Below are 20,324 nucleotides of genomic sequence, written 5' to 3' on the forward strand. Positions count from 1 at the left end.
GTTCCCGCTCGGGTCACCCGCCCGCAGCGTGGCCCCGCAGCCGGTGTCGGGGGTCGCTGCCACGCTCGGGGACATGGACGCTCTCCTGCTCGTCGTCGGACTGCTCGTCGGGGCCGCGCTCGGCGCCCTCGTGGCGTGGTCGGTGGTGCGTGGTCGCACCGGCGCCGACCTCGCGACCGCCCGGGCGACGGCCGACGGTCTCCGCGCGCAGCTGGACCGTGCCGTCGCCGACGCTGCCGCGCACGACGCCGAGCGGGCACAGGAGCACGCCGACCGCCTGGCCATGCAGGACGCCCAGTACCGCCGGCAGGTCGAGTCGCTCGAGCGCCGGGCCGCCGAGCTCGAGCACATCGTCTCCCGCATGCACGGTGCCGACACGACACGCACCGAGCAGGAGTCCCGCGTCCTCACGGCGCTCGGGCCGGTCGCGGCCACGCTCGAGCAGATGCAGCGGACGGTGACGGCGCTCGAGCGCAGCCGCGGGGAGCAGTACGGCGCGCTGTCGGCACAGCTCCGTGCCGCGGTCGAGTCGGAGGAGCGACTGCGCGCCACCGCCGAGACCCTCGCGAGCGCGTTGTCGTCGAACAGCACCCGCGGCGTGTGGGGCGAGACCCAGCTGCGGAACGTGGTCGAGGCCGCGGGGCTGCTGGAACGCGTCGACTTCGACGTCCAGTCGAGCGTCACCACGACCGCGGGGGCCGCCCGTCCGGACATGGTCGTGCACCTGCCGGGCGGCAAGTCGATCGCCGTCGACGCGAAGGTCCCGTTCAGCGCCTACCTCGAGGCCACGAGCATCCCCGAGACCGCCACGGGTGAGGCCGCCGCCCGACGCCGGGCACTGCTCGACCAGCACGTCCGCGCCGTCCGCGCCCACGTCGACGCCCTGGCCGCGCGTGAGTACTGGTCCGGGTACGACGCCTCACCCGAGCTGACGATCGCGTTCATCCCGTCCGAGTCCCTGGTGTCGAGTGCACTGGCCGCGGATCCGGGGCTGCTCGACCACGCGTTCCGGAAGCGGATCGCACTCGCCTCGCCGGTGACGCTGTGGTCGGTCCTCAAGACCGTCGCGTTCAGCTGGCAGCAGGACGTCGTCACCCTGGAGGCCCGCGAGCTGTTCCGCGTGTCCCGCGAGCTGTACGGGCGGCTCGCGACGATGGCCGGGCACGTGGACAAGCTCGGTCGGACGATCCGCGGGACCGTGGTCGACTACAACCGCTTCGTCGGTTCGCTCGAGCGGCAGGTGCTGCCGTCGGCCCGTCGCCTGTCGCTGCTCGACGAGGCCAAGGTGATCGCCGAACCCACCCCCGTCGAGGACGAGCCCCGCCTGCTCACCGCGCCGGAGCTCGTCGCCGCGGTCGACGACGACTGACAGCGACCGGCCACCGGCGACGGCGACGGGTCGCTGAGCTCGGTGAGATCGCAGTTGTTGCCGTTCCGACGGTGGTCAGAACGGCAACAGGTGCGATCTCGCGAGGGGGGTGGGGGTCAGAACCACTTCTCGACGCGGTGGTCGGCCTGGATCCGGCGGACCGTACCGGAGTGCGAACGGAGCACGATCGAGTCGGTGTGGATGACACCGCGGGAGCGCCGGACGCCGTCGACGAGCACGCCGTCGGTCACACCCGTCGCCACGAAGAACGTGTTGTCGCCCGTGACCAGGTCGTCCTGGTCGAGCACGCGGTCGAGGTCGTGCCCGGCGTCCATGGCCTTCTGCCGCTCGTCGTCGTCCTTGGGCTGCAGCTGCCCAAGGATCACACCGCCGAGCGCCTTGATCGCGCAGGCGGTGATGATGCCCTCGGGCGTCCCGCCGACACCGACGCACATGTCGATCTTCGATCCGGGCATCGCCGCCGAGATCCCGCCGGCGACGTCACCGTCGAGCAGCAGCCGCGTGCCGGCACCCGCCGCGCGGATCTGCCGGATGAGCTCCTCGTGCCGGGGACGGTCCAGGACGGCGATCTGCATGTCCTCGATGTCCTTGTGCTTCGCCTTCGCCAGCGCACGGATGTTCTCGCCGACGGGCTTGTGCAGGTCGAGGACCCCGCGCCCCTCGGGGCCGGCCGCAATCTTGTTCATGTAGAACACCGCCGACGGGTCGTACATCGACCCCCGGTCGGAGACCGCCATCACCGAGATCGCGTTCTGTCGCCCGGCCGCGGTGAGCGATGTGCCGTCGATCGGGTCGACCGCGATGTCACACGCGGGTCCGTGCCCGTTGCCGACGTGCTCGCCGTTGAAGAGCATTGGCGCCTGGTCCTTCTCGCCCTCACCGATCACGACGACACCGTCGAAGTTGACCGTGCCGAGGAACTTGCGCATCGCGTCGACCGCCGCACCGTCGGCGAGGTTCTTCTCACCCCGCCCCACCCACGGCTGCGCGCGGATCGCCGCCGCCTCGGTCGCACGCACGAGCTCGAGCGCCAGGTTGCGGTCGGGCTGGAGGAACAGGGCACCGGTGTCAGTCGCATTCACCCGTCCAGCGTACCGAGCCCCTTCCCAGTGGACGTTCGGGCGTCCCAGAGCTGAGCGACAGCTGTCGTCCGGAGCCGGACGGCGCGCCGGGCGGGAGGCCGCCCTCGACCACCTGTGACCGGCCTCCCGGCCCCTGGCTACGATCGTGGACGGATCGACACGTCGAAGGAGAGCCGAGATGCCCATCGCAACCCCCGAGCAGTACGCCGAGATGATCGACCGCGCGAAGGCCGGCAAGTTCGCGTACCCGGCCGTGAACGTCTCGTCGTCGCAGACGATCAACGCCGTCCTGCAGGGCCTGACCGAGGCGGGGTCGGACGGCATCATCCAGGTGACGACGGGCGGTGCCGACTACTTCGCCGGCCACACGGTCAAGAACCGGGCCGCCGGCGCGCTGGCCATGGCGGCGTTCGCGCACGAGGTCGCCAAGAACTACCCGATCACGGTGGCGCTCCACACCGACCACTGCCCCAAGGACGCGCTCGACTCGTTCGTCCTGCCGCTCATCCAGGCGAGCGAGGACGAGATCCGGCAGGGCCGCGACCCGATCTTCCAGTCCCACATGTGGGACGGTTCGGCGATCCCCCTCGACGAGAACCTCGAGATCGCGAAGACGATGATCCAGAAGACCCGCAACATCAACGCGATCCTCGAGGTCGAGATCGGCGTCGTCGGCGGCGAGGAGGACGGCGTCAAGCACGAGGGCACGAACGAGGCCCTGTACACGACGCTCGGCGATGTCGAGAAGGCCGTCGAGGCGCTCGGCATGGGCGACGAGGGCCGGTGGATCGCCGCGCTGACGTTCGGCAACGTGCACGGCGTCTACAAGCCGGGCAACGTCAAGCTCCGTCCGGAGCTCCTCGGCGAGATCCAGCGCGGCATCGCCGAGCACCACGGCACCGGTCAGAACCCGCTCGACCTCGTGTTCCACGGCGGCTCCGGGTCGTCCGACGACGAGATCCACGAGGCCGTGTCGAACGGCGTCATCAAGATGAACATCGACACCGACACGCAGTACGCGTTCACGCGCGACATCGCCGACTCGATGTTCACGAACTACACCGGCGTGCTCAAGGTCGACGGCGAGGTCGGGAACAAGAAGCAGTACGACCCGCGGGCCTGGGGCAAGAAGGCCGAGACCGCCATGGCCGCCCGCGTCGTCCAGGCGGCGAAGGTGCTCGGGTCGGCCGGACAGTCCCAGAGCTGAGCGTGACCGACCCCGACGCCCTCGTCCCCGACTTCGCGTCGTTCGTCGTCGACGCGCCCACGGCCCTCCACGCCGCCGACGCTGCGGCCCGCCGGCTCGTGGCGGCCGGGTTCACACAGCTCGACGAGCTCGACGACTGGCCGACCGACGCCGGCGCGTACGTCGTCGTGCGCGACGGCGCCGTCATCGCATGGCGACTGCCGGCGAGCGCGACGCCCACCACCCCGTTCCGCATCGTCGGCGCCCACACGGACTCCCCCGGGTTCCGCGTCAAGCCGAACCCGGTGGTCCGGACCGCGGGGTGGGAGCAACTCGACGTCGAGGTGTACGGCGGACCGATCCTCTCGACCTGGTTCGACCGCGACCTCCGCATCGCCGGACGCGCGGTCCTCGCCGACGGCAGCACGACCCTCGTGGCGACCGAGGCCGTCGCGCGCATCCCCAACCTGGCGATCCACCTGGACCGCGGGGTGAACGAGGGCGCGGCGATCGACCGACAGCGACACGTGTTGCCCGTGGTCGGTACCGACGGCGGCACCCTCGGCGGGCCGGACGTCGTCGAGTGGCTCCGCGCCCGGATCCCCGGCGACGTCGTGGCCTGGGACCTGTTCCTCGCCGACACGCAGGCCCCGGCCCGCATCGGCATCGACGGCGCGTTCCTGGCGTCCGGGCGCATGGACAACCTGACGAGCGTGCACGCCGGGCTCCGTGGGGTCGTCGCGGCGCCGGGGGACGCCGACCACGTTCCCGTGTTCGCGGCGTTCGACCACGAGGAAGTGGGCTCCGCAACCCCGTCGGGTGCGTCCGGACCCTTCCTCGAGGACGTCCTGCGCCGTGTCCAGGCCGGACTCGGCGCGACGGTCGGCGAGGCGGCGCGGGCGTTCCGCGCGTCGTGGCTGCTCTCGAGCGACGCCGGACACCTGGTGCACCCGAACCACGGCGAGAAGCACGACCCGGCGAACCGGCCCCGACCGGGCGCGGGTCCGTTGCTCAAGATCAGCGCGAACCAGCGGTACATGACCGACGCCCGGGGCGAGGCCGTGTTCGCCGCCGCATGCGCCGCGGCCGGCGTCGCGTACCAGCCCTTCGTCAACCACAACGGCATCCCCGGCGGCTCGACCATCGGTCCGCTCGCCGCGACCCGGCTCGGGATCCCCACCGTGGACATCGGCGTCGGGCTGCTGTCCATGCACTCGGCGCGGGAGCTCGTGCACGTGGACGACCTCGCGGCCCTCCACGCGGCGGTGGGCGCGTTCCTGGTCGGCTGAGGCCGGCGCGGTCCGGCCGCTGATCGGCGCGGTGCGGCCACCGGATCGGCGCGATGCGGCCACCGGATCGGCGACGCTCGGCCGCTGGTCCGTGGCGCTCGGTCAGAGTCCGCTGTGCGTGACCATCCAGGTGACGTACGCGGGGTCGTGCGCGAGCACGACGACGTAGACGACGACCGAGAACGCCCCGGCGACCGCACCACCGACGAGCGGCACCCAGAACGTGACCCGGCGACGGCGGAGGCGCGCCACCGACCACCACACCGTGCCGATCAACAACACGAGGTCCACGACGGCGCACAGCGCGCTCGCGGGCACGAGCGCCTCCGGGTGGGCGAGTTGGGTGTAGCGCGCGGCGATCTGGTCGGCGATGGTCGCGGCGGTGTGACTGATGCCGAAGAGCTGCTGCACGACGGTCGTGAACCCGAACGCCAGCAGCAGCACCGTCAGGAGCAGGTCTCCGGGGGACGCACCGAACCGGCCGGACGTCGGCACCGCGGGACGGGATCGCCCCGGTGCACGGCCGGGAGGCCCGACCCGGCCCACCGGAACCGGCCTTCGTTGGTCGTCGGCCTCGGCCCGGCGGCGTTCCGCCGCCTCGCGTTCGCCGCGTGCGCGCTCGACCTCGACCGGATTGACCCAGCCCTCGGGCGCGTACTCGCCGTACTGCGGGGCGGGCCGACCGACGGTACGGCCGGCAGCGTCGGCCGGATCCGGACGGCGTTCGGGAGTGGGACCATCGCCGGACGCGGGAGGGGCCTCCCGGCCGACGGGATCGGAGGGCCGACCGCCGGACGCGGGAGGGGCCTCCCGGCCGTCGGTCGCGTCGCTCACCGGGTACGGCCACCCAGGGCGCGCGCGTCGCGCTGTCCCGTCGCGTCCGTGCGGAGCTCCTTCGGCAGCGAGAACATGAGGTCCTCGTGCGCGGTGACGACCTCGTCCACCGTGCCGAAGCCGGCGTCCGCGAGCTGTTCGAGCACCTCGCGCACCAGGACCTCGGGGACGGAGGCGCCGGAGGTGACGCCCACGGTCTGCACGCCGTCGAGCCACTCCTGTTGGATCTCCTCGGCGTAGTCGACGCGGTGCGCGGCCTTGGCACCGTGCTCGAGCGCGACCTCGACCAGGCGGACGCTGTTCGACGAGTTCGCGGAACCGACGACGATCACCAGGTCGGCGTCGGCCGCCACCTTCTTGATCGCGACCTGGCGGTTCTGCGTGGCGTAGCAGATGTCGTCGGACGGCGGGTTCTCGATGAGCGGGAACTTCTCGCGCAGCAGGCGGACGGTCTCCATCGTCTCGTCGACGCTCAACGTGGTCTGCGAGAGCCAGACGAGGTTCGTCGGGTCCGGGACCTCGAGCGCGGCGACGTCCTCCGGACCGTTGACGAGGATCGTGCGCTCCGGGGCGTGCCCCATCGTGCCCTCGACCTCTTCGTGTCCGGCGTGACCGATGAGGATGATCGTGCGGTCGGCCTTGGCGAACCGCAGGGCCTCGCGGTGGACCTTCGTGACGAGCGGGCAGGTCGCGTCGATCGCGTGGAGGTCGCGGTCGGCCGCCCCCTGCACGACCGCGGGCGAGACCCCGTGGGCGCTGAAGACGACGTGCGCGCCGTGCGGGACCTCGGCGACGTCGTCGACGAACACGGCGCCCGCCTGTTCGAGCGTCGACACGACGTGGACGTTGTGGACGATCTGCTTGCGGACGTACACGGGCTGCCCGTACTGCTCGAGCGCCTTCTCGACCGCGATGACGGCACGGTCGACCCCGGCGCAGTACCCGCGAGGGGCGGCGAGGAGGACCTTCTTGGTGCCGGCGACCGGTTCGTCCCGGAGTCGGCCGCGAGCCGCCGGGACGCGGGGCGGCGCGAGCTGCACGGTGCGTCCGTTGGTGATCGTCACGCGTCGATCCTAGGTGCCGACGCTGACACGTCCCCTGGGCGTCCGCCCTGGGCGGAACCGGTGTGGAGGAACGCCCCGGACGACCGAGACCGTCCGGGGAACGGGGGATGATGGAGACCCTCCGACGACCGGCGGCACGACGTCGGCGCACGACGACAGGAGCAGTGCATGGCGATCGACCAGGGCCCCCCGACCGCGGACAACCCGTGGCCGGTCGCGCTGCTCGGCGCGAAGCTCCGGGACTGGATCGACCGGCTCGGCACCGCGTGGGTCGAGGGCGAGATCACGCAGTGGAACGTGGCCGGCGGCAACGTCTACGGCAAGCTCAAGGACTGCGAGGTCGACGCCACCGTGTCGTTCTCGATCTGGTCGAGCGTCCGTGCGCGGGTCCCGTCCGACCTCGGGCAGGGCGACCGTGTCGTCGCCGCGGTCAAGCCCAACTACTGGGTCAAGGGCGGCTCCCTGACGATGCAGGTCGTCGAGATGAAGCACGTCGGACTCGGGGACCTGCTCGAACGCCTCGAGCGGCTCCGCGCCACCCTGCTCGCCGAGGGGCTGTTCGACGCCGCGCGGAAGCGCCCGCTGCCGTTCCTGCCCCGGCGGATCGGACTCGTGACGGGCAAGGACTCCGACGCCGAGAAGGACGTGCTCCGCAACGCGCAGCTCCGCTGGCCGCAGGTCGCGTTCCGCACCGTGCACGCCGCCGTGCAGGGCGCCCGCACCGTGGCCGAGGTGACCGCGGCGATCCAGACCCTCGACGCCGACCCGGAGGTCGACGTCATCATCGTCGCGCGTGGTGGCGGTGACTTCCAGAACCTGCTCGGATTCAGCGACGAGGGCCTGGTCCGCGCCGCCGCCGCGTGCACGACGCCGATCGTCTCGGCCATCGGGCACGAGGCCGACCGCCCGCTGCTCGACGAGGTCGCGGACCTCCGTGCGTCGACCCCCACCGACGCCGCCAAGCGCGTCGTGCCCGACGTGGCCGAGGAGCTCGCGAACGTCCGCCAGGCCCGCGCCCGGATCGGACTCCGCCTGTCGCACACGCTCTCGGTGGAGGCGGACCGGATCGCCGCGCTCCGGTCCCGTCCCGCGCTCGCGTCCACCGCGTGGCTCGTCGACACCCGGGCCGAGGAGGTCGCGCGCGACCTGTCCCGCAGCCGCGAGCTCCTCGAGCGGACGATCGAGCGCTCCCACCACGAGGTCGGGCACCTCACCGGTCGGCTGCGGGCGCTGTCGCCGCGGGACACCCTCCGGCGCGGCTACGCGATCGTCCAGACCGCCGACGGCGCGGTGGTGCGCTCGTCCGCCGAGGTCGCGACGCCGACCTCGGTACGGGTGACGCTCGGCGACGGCACGGCGGTCGGCACCATCACCGCCGACGGACCCGGTCCGCAGGGCGCGCGTCCGGCGCCGGGCGACGCCGCGGCGTCCGACGGGGCCGAGTCCGACGGGGCCGAGTCCGACGGGGCGGAGTCCGACGGGGCCGAGTCCGACGGAGTGGGTCGGGACGATCCCCAGCTCGACGCCGACGACGCCGTGCTGTCACCGGGTGCTCGGTAGGATCGGACGGTGCCAGCACCAGCCGCTTCCGGAGCCGACCAGGGGTCGGACGTCGCCTCGCTGAGCTACGAGGCCGCTCGCGACGAACTCGTCCGCGTCGTGTCCGAGCTCGAGCAGGGCTCCGCGACACTCGAACGGTCGCTCGCGCTGTGGGAGCGGGGCGAGGCCCTGGCCGCTCGGTGCGAGGAGTGGCTCGTCGGCGCCCGGGCACGACTCGACGCGGCACGCAACGGCGTGCCGCCCGAGGACGACCGATGAGCGACCAACACCCGCAGAGCGCGCCGGTCGTCGCCGAACTCGGACGCCCCGAGACCGCCGAGGAGACCCGGATCCGCAAGGAGGACGCCCGTCGCGTCCGCCGGCAGCACCAGACGGCGCTCAACCTCGTGCTGTCCCTCGCGGCCTCCCTGGCCGTCGTGCTCGCACTCGTCGCGATCGTCGCCCGGCCCGATCACCCGTCGAGCACGTCGACCCACGTCGACTACCGGTCGGTCGCGGCGCAGGCCGACGTCCCGCACGTGACCCTGGCCGCGCCACGACTGCCGTCGGGGTACTCGGCGAACCGCGCGGACTTCCAGGACGACACCGCCGACGGGGTCGACGTCTGGACCGTCGGACTCATCACCCCGGACGACCAGTACATCGGCGTGCACCAGGGCATCAGGGCGAACCAGACGTGGGTCGCCAACCAGCTCGACGAACACGCCGCCACCGGCTCACGCACCATCGACGGCACGAAGTGGGCCGTGTACGACCGGCGCGACGAGGGCAAGGGCGCCGGGAACGAGGCCTACTCGCTCGTCGCGACGTTCGGTGCGAGCACCGTCGTCCTGGCCGGCACGGCGGACGACGCCTCGTTCCGCACCGTCGCACACCGCATCGCCACCCAACTGGAGGACCAGAACCGATGAGCCGCGCCGCCAGCACCCCAGCCGAGGCCCTGCGCCTGCTCGTCGAGGGCAACGCTCGGTTCGCCTCCGACAAACGTCGCGTCGGTCGCACCGACCCCGAGCGCCGGAGCGAGCTGGCCGCGTCCCAGTCGCCCTTCGCGACCGTCCTCGGCTGTTCGGACAGCCGCGTGCCGTTCGAGCACGTGTTCGACGCCGGCATCGGCGACGTGTTCGCCATCCGGAACGCCGGGCAGATCGCGGACGACGTCGTGCTCGGGTCGATCGAGTTCGCGGTGGTCGCGCTCGGCACGCCGCTGGTGGTCGTGCTCCGGCACACCCGCTGCGGAGCGGTCAACGCCGCGTGCTCGGGCGAACCCGTGCCGGCGCCGCACCTCCAGGCCCTCGTGGACGCGATCGCCCCCAGCGTCGAGCGGGTGCGGTCCACGGTCGGCGCCGCCGCGGGAGCCCCGGCGCCGGACGCCGCCGCCGACACCGCCCTCGCCGTCGACCCGGAGGCCGTGGGTGCGGCCCACCTCGAGGCCACCATGCGGACGGTCATCGAGCGCTCCGGTGCCGTGTCGGACGCCATCGCCGAGGGTAGATTGGCCGTCGTCGGTGCGACCTACGACCTCACGACGGGACTGGTCGACATCGACACCGTGGTCGGGGACGCCTGAGTCCTCCCGCCACGGCCGGGCCCCGCGCCCGACGCCTCCGTCGACCGGCGCGCATCGCCGCACTCGGCACCGCAGCCGACCGGCCGACCGCCGGGGACCGGCACCACAGGAAGGACCACGACGACGTGACCGACACCACGACCTCCCCATCCGCCGACGGCAGCACGGCGGACAGCGGCGACTACCGCATCGAGCACGACACGATGGGCGAGGTCCGTGTACCGGCCTCGGCCCTGTACCGCGCACAGACCCAGCGGGCGGTCGAGAACTTCCCGATCTCGGGCAGTGGCCTCGAGCCGGCGCAGATCGTCGCCCTGGCCCGCATCAAGCGCGCGGCGGCGATCGTCAACGGGCAGCTCGGGGTCGTCGGGCCGGAGGTCGCCGAGGCGATCGTGGCGGCAGCCGACCGGATCATCGGCGGCGAGCACCACGACCAGTTCCCCGTGGACGTCTACCAGACCGGCAGCGGCACGTCGTCGAACATGAACATGAACGAGGTCCTCGCGACGCTCGCATCGGACGCCTCGGGGACCGCGGTGCACCCGAACGACCACGTCAACGCGTCGCAGTCCTCGAACGACGTCTTCCCGACCTCGGTGCACATCGCGGTGACCGCGGCGCTCATCCACGACCTGGTCCCCGCGCTCGACCACCTGGCCTCCGCACTCGAGGACAAGGCGGCGCTGTGGGCGACGGCCGTGAAGAGCGGCCGGACGCACCTCATGGACGCCACCCCGGTGACGCTCGGGCAGGAGTTCGGCGGGTACGCCCGGCAGATCCGACTCGGGATCGAGCGCGTGCAGGCGACCCTGCCGCGGGTGGCCGAGGTCCCCCTCGGCGGCACCGCGGTCGGCACCGGGATCAACACCCCCGCCGGGTTCCCGCAGCGCGTCATCGAGCAGCTCGCGTCCGACACCGGCCTGCCGATCACCGAGGCGGCCGACCACTTCGAGGCGCAGGGCGCTCGTGACGGCCTCGTCGAGGCATCGGGGGCGCTCCGGGTGCTCGCCGTGAGCCTGACGAAGATCAACAACGACCTGCGGTGGATGGGGTCGGGTCCGAACACCGGGCTCGGGGAGCTCCGGATCCCGGACCTGCAGCCCGGATCGTCGATCATGCCCGGCAAGGTCAACCCGGTGATCCCCGAGGCCACGCTCATGGTCGCCGCGCGCGTCATCGGCAACGACGCCACCGTGGCCTGGGCCGGAGCCTCCGGCGCGTTCGAGCTCAACGTGGCGATCCCGGTCATGGGCACCGCGCTGCTCGAGTCCATCCGGCTCCTGACGAACAGCACGCGCGCGCTCGCCGACAAGACCATCGTCGGGCTCGAGGCCGACCTCGACCGAGCTCGCGGGTTCGCCGAGTCGTCCCCGTCCATCGTCACACCCCTGAACCGGGTGATCGGGTACGAAGCCGCCGCGAAGGTCGCCAAGTACGCCGTCGCCGAATCGATCACGGTGCGCGAGGCCGTCGTCGCCCTCGGGTTCGTCGAGCGGGGCGAGGTCACCGAGGAGCAGCTCGACAGCGCGCTCGACGTGCTGAGCATGACGCACCCGAACTGACCCAGCTCGGACCGGACGAGGACCCGGGCGACCTCGACTCCCCCACCGGAGGCCGCCCGGGCTGCACACGCCGCGAGCCGGCGGAGGCCGTCCCCAGAGCCGGAACCGACCCGCGGCGTGTACGGATCCAGCATGGCGGGACGACCGACGCCGCCGACCCGTCCCTCCCGGATCTGTGGAGAGACGTGTCGGCGGCGCCGGTGTGGAGGAGGAGTCGGGCGCTCCGCCGGCTCGGCGCTCCGCCGGCGCGGCGCTACGCCAGCTCGGGCGAGTCGAGCATCTCGGTGACGAGCGCCGCGATGGCCGACCGTTCGGACCGCGTCAGCGTGACGTGCGCGAACAACGGGTGGCCCTTGAGCCGCTCGATGACGGAGGCGACGCCGTCGTGCCGACCGACGCGCAGGTTGTCGCGCTGCGCGACGTCGTGGGTCAGGACCACGCGCGAGTTCTGCCCGATCCGGGACAGCATCGTGAGCAGCACGTTGCGCTCGAGGGACTGGGCCTCGTCGACGATCACGAACGCGTCGTGCAGGGAACGCCCGCGGATGTGGGTCAGGGGCAGGACCTCGAGCATCCCGCGCTCCTGGACCTCCTCGAGGACGTTGTCCGACACGAGGGCACCGAGTGTGTCGAACACGGCCTGCGCCCACGGGTTCATCTTCTCGGCGGCGTCGCCCGGCAGGTAGCCGAGCTCCTGGCCACCCACCGCGTACAAGGGGCGGAAGACCATGACCTTCTTGTGCTGCTGCCGCTCGAGCACCGCCTCCAGACCGGCGCACAACGCGAGCGCCGACTTGCCGGTGCCGGCGCTGCCGCCCAGGGACACGATCCCGATCTCGGGGTCGAGCAGGGCGTCGATCGCGAGGCGCTGTTCCGCCGACCGGCCGCGGAGGCCGAAGACCTCACGGTCGCCGCGGACGAGCGCCACCGCTCCCGGCGTGTGGACGCGTCCGAGTGCCGACCCGCGCTCCGAGTGGATCACCACGCCCGTGTTGACCGGCACGCCGTCGAGGCTGGCGGAGCGGACCTCCTCGTGCTCGTAGAGGCCCGCCATCTGGTCGCCCGAGATCTCGAGCGTCGTGACGCCCGTGTAGCCGCTGTCGACCGCGAGTTCCGCGCGGTACTCCTCGGCCGGCAGGCCGATCGACGCCGCCTTGACGCGGAGTGGGAGGTCCTTCGACACGACGACGACGTCGAGGCCGTCGTTCGCCAGGTTCATGGCGACCGCGAGGATCCGGGAGTCGTTGTCGCCGAGCTGCAGCCCCGACGGCAGCACGGTCATGTTGGAGTGGTTGAGCTCGACGCGGAGCGAACCGCCCTCGCCGACCGCGACGGGGAAGTCGAGGCGCTCGTGCTCGACGCGGAGCTCGTCGAGGATCCGCAGGGCCTGCCGGGCGAAGTAGCCGATCTCGGGGTCGTTCCGCTTCGACTCGAGCTCGCTCACCACGACGACCGGCAGCACGACGGCGTGCTCGTCGAACCGGAACAGGGCGCGCGGATCGCTGAGCAGGACGGACGTGTCGAGCACGTAGGTCCGTTGCGCGATACCGGCGGACGCATCGGCGGCCCGTCCCGAGCGGGGTGCGGCCCCCGCTGTCGAGGACGTTCCACGCGAGGTGTTCTGAGAGGTCACGACCACTCCATCCCCGGGCCGCGTTCGACCCGGTCCTTGTCCTCGGAACGGCCACGACGCGGTCTCGAAGCTCCGCCGGTGGCCGCTTCGACCGGGCACGATGCCCGATGTCGCGAATCTACGTCCGCCCACCGACACGCTCCCGGGGACACGCGGCGGCTCCGGGTTACGAGGGCGTGAACGCTCGTCACTCGTGCCCCAGGCCGCGCCGGGCCGGCCCGGCCCGGGCCATTCCGTGAGATCGCAGTAGTTGTCGTTGTGACGGCGCGAGAACGACACCTACTGCGATATCGCGGAGGTTCGGGGCCGGAAGCCGGACGCCGGAAGCCGGACGCCGGAAGCCGGACGCCGGTCGCCGGAGGCCGGTCGCCGGACGCCGGACGCCGGAGCGGGTCAGACCATCGTCGCGAAGGACACGAGCGCGTCCCGCAGCATCGCCAGGGTCTCGTTGGTCGTCGAGACGAAGACCGACACACGCAGCGTCCCGGCGCGGGTCGTCGCGGTCACGCCGTGGTTGTGGAGCGACGCGGCGAGCGCGGTCAACCGCTCGGGTGCGGGCCGGAGCACGACGATGCCAGCGCGCTCACGGCGGTCGCGCGAGGACTCGACGACGACGCCGAACTCGTCCGCCAGGTCGAACACCCGCTCGGCCCGCTCGGCGACGGCGGCCTCGACCGCGGCGACACCGACGCCGGACAGGGACTCGAGGGAGACCGCGAGCCGCGCCTGCGCGACCGGGTCGATGCGCGTCATCTGGTACGCGGCGGCGCCCGGCGCGACGGTCGGGACCTCGCCGGGCTCGCCGACGGTGCCGGCGGGCCCGGAGAGCGCGGGCTGCAGCCGCTCGAGCGCGCGGTCGCTGAACGACACGAACCCGGTCCCCCAGCCGGCGTGCAACCACTTCTGGCCGCCGGTGGCGATGACGTCCGCGACCTCGTACGGCTCGTCGACGGCGCCGAAGCCCTGGATCGCGTCGACGATGAGCAGGCGGTCCCCGATCACGTCGCGGATCGCCGCGAGGTCGGCTCGGTACCCCGTCCGCCAGTCGACGAGGCTGAGCGCGACCGCGGCGACGTCGTCGCTGAGGCGCGAGGCGATGAGGTCCGGCGTCATCCACCCCGCGCCGGACTCGATGACGAGCGGCTGCACGCGCCCCGTGGCGGCGGCGGCGCTCGCGAGCGCGAGCGGCAACGACGGGTACTCGTCCGCGGCGACGAGGACACCGCCGGTCAAGCCGAACGCGGTGTGCAGGAGTCCGGGCGTCGTCGCGGTCTGCGAGACGACCTGGTCGTCGCGACGGCGGACCAGGCGCGCGGCGACGGTGCGCACCCGCGCGTCCTGCTCGTCGAGCACCTCCATGGCGCCGAAGCGGACGTGCTCCTGGATGGTGCCGAGCACGCGCTGCTCCTCGAGCACCGCGGTCTGGACCGGGCCGAACGCCGCGTGGTCGAGGTACCCCGGCTCCTCCTGGAATCCGGCGGCGTACTCGTCGATGGTGGTCACGTCCGGTGGTCTCCTGGTTCTGGTCCGCCGACCGTCCCCATCCCCGGTCGATGCGTCCTCATGGACGCGAGCGCTGTGAGTGTACCGAGAACGCGCTGGTGCCGCTGCACCGGAGCCGCAGAGCGCACGCACCGGCGATCCGGCAGGGTCGGGAGGACCGTGGCCGGGCCGACGCGATCCGGCCGGACCGCAGTCGGGAGGCCCGCAGCCGTCAGCCGCCGAACCGGCGCGACCGCCGCCCGAAGTCCCGCACCGCGCGGAGGAAGTCGACCTCGCGCAGGTCCGGGTAGAACGCCTCGACGAAGTAGAACTCGCTGTGTGCGCTCTGCCAGAGCATGAAGTCGGACAGACGCTGTTCGCCCGACGTCCTGATGACGAGGTCCGGGTCGGGCTGTCCCTGCGTGTAGAGGTGGTCGCCGATGAGCTCGGGCGTCAGCACCTCGGCGAGGTCGTCGAGCGTCCCGCCGCCCGCACCGTGCGCCCGGACGATGCTGCGCATGGCGTCCGCGATCTCGCGCCGGCCGCCGTACCCGACGGCGAGGTTGACGTGCAGCCCCGAGTGCTCGGCGGTCTCGGCCTCGGCACGCTCGAGCGCGCGGACGAGTTCCGGCGGCAGTCCCTCGTTCGACCCGACGTGCTGCACCCGCCACGTTGGATGGGCCGCCAGGTTCGCGGCGAGTTCGGCGATGATCCCGGTGAGTTGTCGGAGCTCGTCCGAGTGCCGCCCCGTCAGGTTGTCGGCGGACAGCAGGTACAGCGTGACGACCTGGACGCCGAGGTCGTCGCACCAACCGAGGAACTCCGGGATCTTCGCGGCTCCGGCCCGGTGGCCGTGCGCGGCCGTCTCGAGCCCGAGCTGCTTCGCCCATCGGCGGTTGCCGTCGACGATCATCGCGACGTGACGTGGGGTGGCGGCGATCTGCGCGCGGATGCGGCGCTGGTAGGCGCGGTAGACCAGGCCTCGCCCTGTCCATCCCGCCCTGGCGCTCACGCGACAACGCTAGTGCACGGACCTGCACCCGGGATCCGGCCGACGCACGCACGACGGCCGGGTCGCCTACCGTTGGACCATGACCGATCCCAGCCCGGACGCGCTCCCGCACGTGCCGTTCGTCGAGGAAGCCGAGGAGGCCCGGGACGCGTCGGTCGCGTCGGCGCCGGTCCCGCCACCCGCCTGGCGTGGGTGGATCCACCTCGGGGCGTTCCCCGTCGCGGCCGCGCTCGGCATCGTGCTCGTCTGCCTGGCTGCGACCCCGGCGGCGAAGGCCGCGAGCGCCGTGTTCACGGCGGCGTCCCTCGTGCTGTTCGGTGTCTCGGCGACCTACCACCGGTTCCGGTGGAGCCCACGCGTCAAGGGCGTCCTCAAGCGGATCGACCACACGAACATCTTCTTGCTCATCGCCGGCACGTACACGCCCGTCGCGGTCTGTGCGCTCGGCGACCGCGACGCGACCGTGCTGCTCGTCGTGATGTGGAGCGGCGCGGCCCTCGGGATGGCGTTCCGGGTGTTCTGGGTCGGAGCCCCGCGCTGGCTCTACGTGCCGCTGTACGTCCTGCTCGGGTGCTCCGCGCTGTTCTACCTGCCGCAGCTGTTCGCCGCCGACACGGCGATGATGGTCCTCGTCCTGACGGGCGGGCTCGCGTACGTGCTCGGTGCGGCCGTGTACGGGTTCAAGCGGCCCGACCCCGCGCCGCGCGTCTTCGGGTTCCACGAGGTGTTCCACGCCTTGACCGTCGTGGCGTTCGTCGCGCAGTGGACGGGCGTGCTCGTCGTCGCGCTCCATCCGGTGCGCTGACCGCGATCCGGCCGGAGGCCTCAGCCGCGCTCGGTGTCGTCCCCGACGTCCGCGCGTCCGGCGTCACCGGTCCCGCGGACGTCTCCGCGGCCTCCCGGGCCCCGGCTGTCGTCCTGACGGCCGCGGCCGTCGAGGTCCCCGACGCCGTCGGCGTCCTCGCCCGGGAGCTCGCCGCGGGCCTCGGCCTCGAGCCGTTCCCGGATCTCCGACCGGTACCGGGTCCGGCGGATGCGCCGGGTCATGTCGACGACGAGCGCGATCGTCGCGACCGCGACGATCGCGATGACGACGAACCCCCACACGCCGGGCGTGACGTCGACGTCGGGGACCGTGGAGGCGGGCGTGGTCGGTGACGTGGCGGCCGCGAGCACGAGGGGCCCGGTCAGGACGGTGGCGCTCATCGGCCGGACTCCTCGTCGATCCCCGCGAACAGGTCGGTCTCCGGCAGTGTCGTCGGCACACGGGACTCGACGAGCTGGAAGTCCTCGGTCGGCCAGATGGCGGCGACGACGTCCGGGGGCCAGAAGAAGAAGCGGCTGTCGGTGGGCACCTGGCTGGCGTGGGCCCGCAGCGCGGCGTCACGCGCGGCCAGGTGCTCGGCCACGTGGACGTGGGAGGTCGACAGGTCCTCGCGCCCCTCGAACCGCTCGAGGAACGTCGCCATCTCGGCGAGCTCCGGCGCGTCCGGGTCGCGTTCGGCCATCGCCGCGTACATCGCGCGGAACCGATCCGGGTTGAACGTGCGCTCGTAGTAGAGCTTGTCGATGGTCCACGGGGCGCCCGCCTCGGGGTAGGCGGTCGGGTCGCCGGACGTGCGCCAGGCCTCCATCGCGATCTCGTGCGACCGGATGTGGTCCGGGTGCGGGTAGCCGCCGTTCTCGTCGTACGCGATCATCACGTGCGGACGGAAGCGCCGCACGATCCGGACGAGGACCGCCGCGCTCGTCGTGATCGGGACGGTCGCGAAGGTCCCCGGCCGCACCGTCTCGCCCTTCTCGGCGTCGGGGAGTCCCGAGTCGTGGTAGCCGAGCCAGACGTGGTCGATCCCGAGGGCCGCCTGGGCCGCCGCCATCTCCGTCCGTCGGTGTCCGGCCATGTCGCGGTGCGCCCGGCTGCGCGCGGGTTCCGGGAGCTGCTCGTTGAGGATGTCGCCCGCCTCACCACCCGTGCACGAGACGACGAGGACCTGAGCGCCCTCCGCCACGTACTTCGCGTACGTCGCGGCTCCCTTGCTCGACTCGTCGTCGGGATGGGCATGGACCGCGATGAGACGCAGGGGCACGACACTCCTCGATGCTGCCGGCGCTGGCCGGGCGGGCGAACCCCGCGAGGGGCCGGGTGAACTACCCTGGGACGAGGATAATCGTTCCAGGAGTCCATGCTGTCCGCTTCGCACACCCCCACGCCAGGCCTCGGATCCGCACAGGGATCGGCTGCAGCCGCCCTCGACGACCGCTACGGTCGCACCCCGGGGCGACGCCGACGGTCCGTCCTCGTCGCGGTCGCCGCGGCGATCGTCATCGTGGTCGTGTTCACGGTCTGGGTCATCTGGGCCGGTCCCGGCCAGACCGACCACGGCCTCGACTCCGAGGACGTCGGGTACCACGTGCAGTCGGACCGTGCGACGCTCGTGCACTCCCAGGTGTCCGTCGACCCCGGCAACCGCGTCGACTGCGCCGTGCAGGTGCTCGACAAGTCGTTCACCATCGTCGGGTGGAAGGTCGTCGACCTGCCGGCGAGCACCCAGCGCACGACCTCGATCGACACGGTCGTCAAGACGAGTTCCCGCGGTGTCACCGGCTTGATCAACACCTGCTGGATCCCTTAGTCTGCTCTGATTCGCCAAGCGAGACCGGCCCCTCCGGCCGGTCTCCTTTTTTTCGGCCGAAGGGAACACCCATGAGCAACGACACCCAGGTCACCTGGCTGACCCAGGAGGCGCACGACCGTCTCCAGGCGGAGCTCGAGCAGCTGCGCGGCCCCGCTCGCACCGAGATCGCGCAGCGCATCGAGGCCGCGCGCGAGGAGGGCGACCTCAAGGAGAACGGCGGCTACCACGCCGCGAAGGACGAGCAGGGCAAGATCGAGGCCCGCATCCGTCAGCTCACCGAGCTCCTCAAGCACGCCACGGTCGGCGAGGCCGACTTCGACGGCACGGTCGAGCCCGGCACGGTCGTCACGGCCACGATCGCGGGTGACGACTCGACGTTCCTCGTCGGCAACCGCGAGATCGTCGCCGACGGCGCCGACCTCACGGTCTACAGCCCGTCGAGCCCGGTCGGCGCCTCGATCATGGGGCTGCGTGCGGGCGACGCGACGAGCTACACCGCGCCGAACGGCAGGGAGATCGCCGTCACGGTGCAGAAGGTCGAGCGGTACGAGCCGTAGGCGGCTCCCCCGATCCACGTCGAACGCCCCCGTCGCTCCGCCGACGGGGGCGTTCGACGTCCCCGCATCTCCTCCCGCGAGATCGCACTCGTTGCCGCTCTGGTGCCTCCAGAGCGGCAACGAGTGCGATCTCGCGGTATGGGGGCAGGCGGGCGGGAGGGGCGGGACCGGTCCGCACCGGCCCTCCCGACCGTCGTCAATGGCGGACGAGTGGACGGAACCCGGCCTCGCGCAGGCGCTCCGTGACCTCGGCCGCGTGCTCGGGCCCCCGGGCCTCGATGCTCAGCTCGAGCGCGACCTCGGTGATCTCGAGCCCCTGCCCGTGCCGCGTGTGCAGGACCTCGACGACGTTCGCACCGGCGTCCGAGATCACCTGCGACACGAGGGCGAGCTGCCCCGGGCGGTCGGGGAGCATGATCCGGATCGCCACGTAGCGCTGCGCCGCGACGAGACCGCGCGTGATCACGCGCTCCATCATGAGCGGGTCGATGTTGCCACCGCTCAGCACCACCACGGTCCTGCCGGAGTCGCGGATGGTCCCGGCCATGATCGCCGCCACACCCACCGCGCCGGCCGGCTCGACGACGAGCTTGGCGCGTTCGAGCAGCACGAGGAGCGCCCGGGCGACGTCGTCGTCGGCGACGGTGACGATCTCGTCGACCAGGTCGCGGACGAGCGGGAAGTTGAGCTCGCCGGGTCGGGCGACCGCGATCCCGTCGGCGATGGTCGGGGTGGTCGTGATGGTGGTCGGCGCACCCGCCTCGATCGACACCGGGTACGAGGCCGTGTTCGCGGACTGGACGCCGACGACCCGGATCGACCGGCCCTGCCGCCGGGCGACGCCCTTGACCGCGAGCGCGACACCGGAGACCAGGCCCCCGCCGCCGATCGGCACCACGACCGTGTCGACGTCCGGCACCTGGTCGACGATCTCGAGGCCGACGGTGCCCTGCCCGGCGATGATGTCCGGGTGGTCGAACGGCGGGATGAACACCGCGCCGGTCCGGGTGGCGAACTCCTGGGCAGCGGCCAGGGCCTCCTCGACGCTGTGGCCGTGGAGGACCGCGTCGGCGCCGTACTGCCGGGTCGCCTGCAGCTTCGGGAGCGCGACGCCGACGGGCATGAAGATCGTCGCCGGCACGCCGAGCTCACGGGCCGCCAGGGCGACCCCCTGCGCGTGGTTGCCGGCGCTCGCGGCGACGACGCCGCGCCGGCGCTCGTCGGCGTCGAGCGCCGCGAGCCGGTTGTACGCACCACGGATCTTGTACGCACCGGTGCGCTGCAGGTTCTCGCACTTGAGGTGCACGGCCGAGCCGAGGATCTCGCCGAGGAACTGCGATGTCTCCATCGGGGTGACGCGCGCCACACCCTCGACGATCGCCCGTGCGGCCTCGACGTCGTCGAGGGTCGGGACCTGCGGCACGGTGCTGGGGATCGTCACCCGACCATCATCGCGTGTCGGCGCACGTC

Annotated in this window: 19 protein-coding genes and 1 pseudogene; 11 read left to right on the forward strand and 9 right to left on the reverse strand. The window is 72.4% G+C overall.

From position 1 onward, the window contains the following. Positions 1-73 precede the first annotated feature (73 nt). A complete protein-coding gene (locus tag DEI93_RS12365) occupies positions 74-1,369 on the forward strand; it encodes a DNA recombination protein RmuC (protein WP_111010915.1) in 1,296 nt (431 codons plus the stop codon). 116 nt (positions 1,370-1,485) lie between these two features. Here the strand turns inward: DEI93_RS12365 and glpX are convergent, their stop codons facing one another. Continuing rightward, positions 1,486-2,472: a class II fructose-bisphosphatase gene (gene glpX / locus DEI93_RS12370; RefSeq protein WP_111010889.1), complete on the reverse strand. Its 987-nt coding sequence runs from the start codon at positions 2,470-2,472 to the stop codon at positions 1,486-1,488. Between the two features lie 178 nt (positions 2,473-2,650). Between glpX and fbaA the strand changes: the two genes are divergently transcribed. Both fbaA and DEI93_RS12380 read left to right on the forward strand, forming a co-directional pair. Then, positions 2,651-3,679, forward strand: coding sequence for a class II fructose-bisphosphate aldolase (gene fbaA, locus DEI93_RS12375; protein ID WP_111010890.1), 1,029 nt, complete (start codon positions 2,651-2,653; stop codon positions 3,677-3,679). 2 nt (positions 3,680-3,681) lie between these two features. After that, positions 3,682-4,947: a M18 family aminopeptidase gene (locus tag DEI93_RS12380; protein ID WP_111120206.1), complete on the forward strand. Its 1,266-nt coding sequence runs from the start codon at positions 3,682-3,684 to the stop codon at positions 4,945-4,947. Between the two features lie 102 nt (positions 4,948-5,049). Here DEI93_RS12380 and DEI93_RS12385 read toward each other — a convergent pair whose 3' ends face one another. Both DEI93_RS12385 and DEI93_RS12390 read right to left on the reverse strand, forming a co-directional pair. Next, positions 5,050-5,781 carry a DUF6264 family protein gene (locus DEI93_RS12385; protein ID WP_111120207.1) on the reverse strand — a complete coding sequence of 244 codons (732 nt, stop codon included), beginning with the start codon at positions 5,779-5,781 and terminating at the stop codon, positions 5,050-5,052. Further along, entirely contained in the window at positions 5,778-6,845 is a 1,068-nt protein-coding gene (locus tag DEI93_RS12390) for a 4-hydroxy-3-methylbut-2-enyl diphosphate reductase (protein ID WP_111010893.1), read from the reverse strand. The genes DEI93_RS12385 and DEI93_RS12390 overlap by 4 nt, the downstream gene beginning before the upstream one ends. Positions 6,846-7,013: 168 nt before the next feature. On the opposite strand from DEI93_RS12390, the pseudogene xseA reads away from it, so the two are divergent. The 5 genes and pseudogenes from xseA to DEI93_RS12415 all read left to right on the forward strand — a co-directional run. Continuing rightward, a pseudogene (gene xseA, locus DEI93_RS12395) lies at positions 7,014-8,154 on the forward strand (exodeoxyribonuclease VII large subunit); the annotation flags it as partial. Positions 8,155-8,414: 260 nt separating this feature from the next. Next, a complete protein-coding gene (locus DEI93_RS12400) occupies positions 8,415-8,663 on the forward strand; it encodes an exodeoxyribonuclease VII small subunit (RefSeq protein ID WP_111027076.1) in 249 nt (82 codons plus the stop codon). Further along, complete coding sequence (locus tag DEI93_RS12405) at positions 8,660-9,316, forward strand: DUF4245 domain-containing protein (RefSeq protein WP_111120209.1); 657 nt, start codon at positions 8,660-8,662, stop codon at positions 9,314-9,316. Before DEI93_RS12400 ends, DEI93_RS12405 begins: the two co-directional genes overlap by 4 nt. After that, positions 9,313-9,972 (forward strand): carbonic anhydrase, encoded by a 660-nt coding sequence (locus DEI93_RS12410; RefSeq protein ID WP_111036520.1) that lies wholly within the window; start codon positions 9,313-9,315, stop codon positions 9,970-9,972. Before DEI93_RS12405 ends, DEI93_RS12410 begins: the two co-directional genes overlap by 4 nt. A gap of 125 nt (positions 9,973-10,097) precedes the next feature. Beyond that, positions 10,098-11,534: a class II fumarate hydratase gene (locus DEI93_RS12415; protein ID WP_111010897.1), complete on the forward strand. Its 1,437-nt coding sequence runs from the start codon at positions 10,098-10,100 to the stop codon at positions 11,532-11,534. Positions 11,535-11,787: 253 nt separating this feature from the next. Here DEI93_RS12415 and phoH2 read toward each other — a convergent pair whose 3' ends face one another. The 3 genes from phoH2 to DEI93_RS12430 all read right to left on the reverse strand — a co-directional run bounded on the left by phoH2 (position 11,788) and on the right by DEI93_RS12430 (position 15,661). After that, the gene (phoH2, locus tag DEI93_RS12420; RefSeq protein WP_258372293.1) at positions 11,788-13,080 is read right to left on the reverse strand and encodes an RNA 5'-3' helicase PhoH2; all 1,293 of its coding nucleotides are present in this window, start codon (positions 13,078-13,080) and stop codon (positions 11,788-11,790) included. Between the two features lie 480 nt (positions 13,081-13,560). Then, positions 13,561-14,670 (reverse strand): aminotransferase class V-fold PLP-dependent enzyme, encoded by a 1,110-nt coding sequence (locus DEI93_RS12425; protein ID WP_111010898.1) that lies wholly within the window; start codon positions 14,668-14,670, stop codon positions 13,561-13,563. Positions 14,671-14,881: 211 nt separating this feature from the next. Then, on the reverse strand, positions 14,882-15,661 hold the full coding sequence (locus DEI93_RS12430) for an isoprenyl transferase (RefSeq protein WP_111120210.1): 780 nt from the start codon (positions 15,659-15,661) through the stop codon (positions 14,882-14,884). A 79-nt stretch (positions 15,662-15,740) separates the two neighbouring features. Here DEI93_RS12430 and trhA point away from each other — a divergent pair, with 79 nt between their 5' ends. Beyond that, a complete protein-coding gene (gene trhA / locus DEI93_RS12435; protein ID WP_111013680.1) occupies positions 15,741-16,466 on the forward strand; it encodes a PAQR family membrane homeostasis protein TrhA in 726 nt (241 codons plus the stop codon). A gap of 20 nt (positions 16,467-16,486) precedes the next feature. On the opposite strand, the gene DEI93_RS12440 is transcribed toward trhA, so the two are convergent. Both DEI93_RS12440 and mca read right to left on the reverse strand, forming a co-directional pair. Then, the gene (locus DEI93_RS12440) at positions 16,487-16,867 is read right to left on the reverse strand and encodes a hypothetical protein (RefSeq protein WP_258372290.1); all 381 of its coding nucleotides are present in this window, start codon (positions 16,865-16,867) and stop codon (positions 16,487-16,489) included. Continuing rightward, complete coding sequence (mca, locus tag DEI93_RS12445) at positions 16,864-17,748, reverse strand: mycothiol conjugate amidase Mca (RefSeq protein ID WP_181436087.1); 885 nt, start codon at positions 17,746-17,748, stop codon at positions 16,864-16,866. The genes DEI93_RS12440 and mca overlap by 4 nt, the downstream gene beginning before the upstream one ends. Before the next feature lie 96 nt (positions 17,749-17,844). Between mca and DEI93_RS12450 the strand changes: the two genes are divergently transcribed. Further along, a complete protein-coding gene (locus tag DEI93_RS12450; protein WP_111010901.1) occupies positions 17,845-18,294 on the forward strand; it encodes a DUF4307 domain-containing protein in 450 nt (149 codons plus the stop codon). 71 nt (positions 18,295-18,365) lie between these two features. Then, positions 18,366-18,854 (forward strand): transcription elongation factor GreA, encoded by a 489-nt coding sequence (gene greA / locus DEI93_RS12455; RefSeq protein ID WP_111010902.1) that lies wholly within the window; start codon positions 18,366-18,368, stop codon positions 18,852-18,854. Between the two features lie 196 nt (positions 18,855-19,050). Here the strand turns inward: greA and ilvA are convergent, their stop codons facing one another. Beyond that, the gene (gene ilvA, locus DEI93_RS12460) at positions 19,051-20,295 is read right to left on the reverse strand and encodes a threonine ammonia-lyase (RefSeq protein WP_111120211.1); all 1,245 of its coding nucleotides are present in this window, start codon (positions 20,293-20,295) and stop codon (positions 19,051-19,053) included. Between the last annotated feature and the right edge of the window lie 29 nt (positions 20,296-20,324).

This window comes from Curtobacterium sp. MCBD17_035, assembly GCF_003234815.2.
Classification (GTDB): domain Bacteria; phylum Actinomycetota; class Actinomycetes; order Actinomycetales; family Microbacteriaceae; genus Curtobacterium.

Excerpts from the sequence above, each read along its gene's own strand:
- DEI93_RS12365 (WP_111010915.1), top strand. The coding sequence starts at position 74 with ATGGACGCTCTCCTGCTCGTCGTCGGACTGCTCGTCGGGGCCGCGCTC.
- greA (WP_111010902.1), top strand. The coding sequence starts at position 18,366 with ATGAGCAACGACACCCAGGTCACCTGGCTGACCCAGGAGGCGCACGAC.
- DEI93_RS12405 (WP_111120209.1), top strand. The coding sequence starts at position 8,660 with ATGAGCGACCAACACCCGCAGAGCGCGCCGGTCGTCGCCGAACTCGGA.
- DEI93_RS12410 (WP_111036520.1), top strand. The coding sequence starts at position 9,313 with ATGAGCCGCGCCGCCAGCACCCCAGCCGAGGCCCTGCGCCTGCTCGTC.
- fbaA (WP_111010890.1), top strand. The coding sequence starts at position 2,651 with ATGCCCATCGCAACCCCCGAGCAGTACGCCGAGATGATCGACCGCGCG.
- DEI93_RS12450 (WP_111010901.1), top strand. The coding sequence starts at position 17,845 with ATGCTGTCCGCTTCGCACACCCCCACGCCAGGCCTCGGATCCGCACAG.
- trhA (WP_111013680.1), top strand. The coding sequence starts at position 15,741 with ATGACCGATCCCAGCCCGGACGCGCTCCCGCACGTGCCGTTCGTCGAG.
- DEI93_RS12440 (WP_258372290.1), bottom strand. The coding sequence starts at position 16,867 with ATGAGCGCCACCGTCCTGACCGGGCCCCTCGTGCTCGCGGCCGCCACG.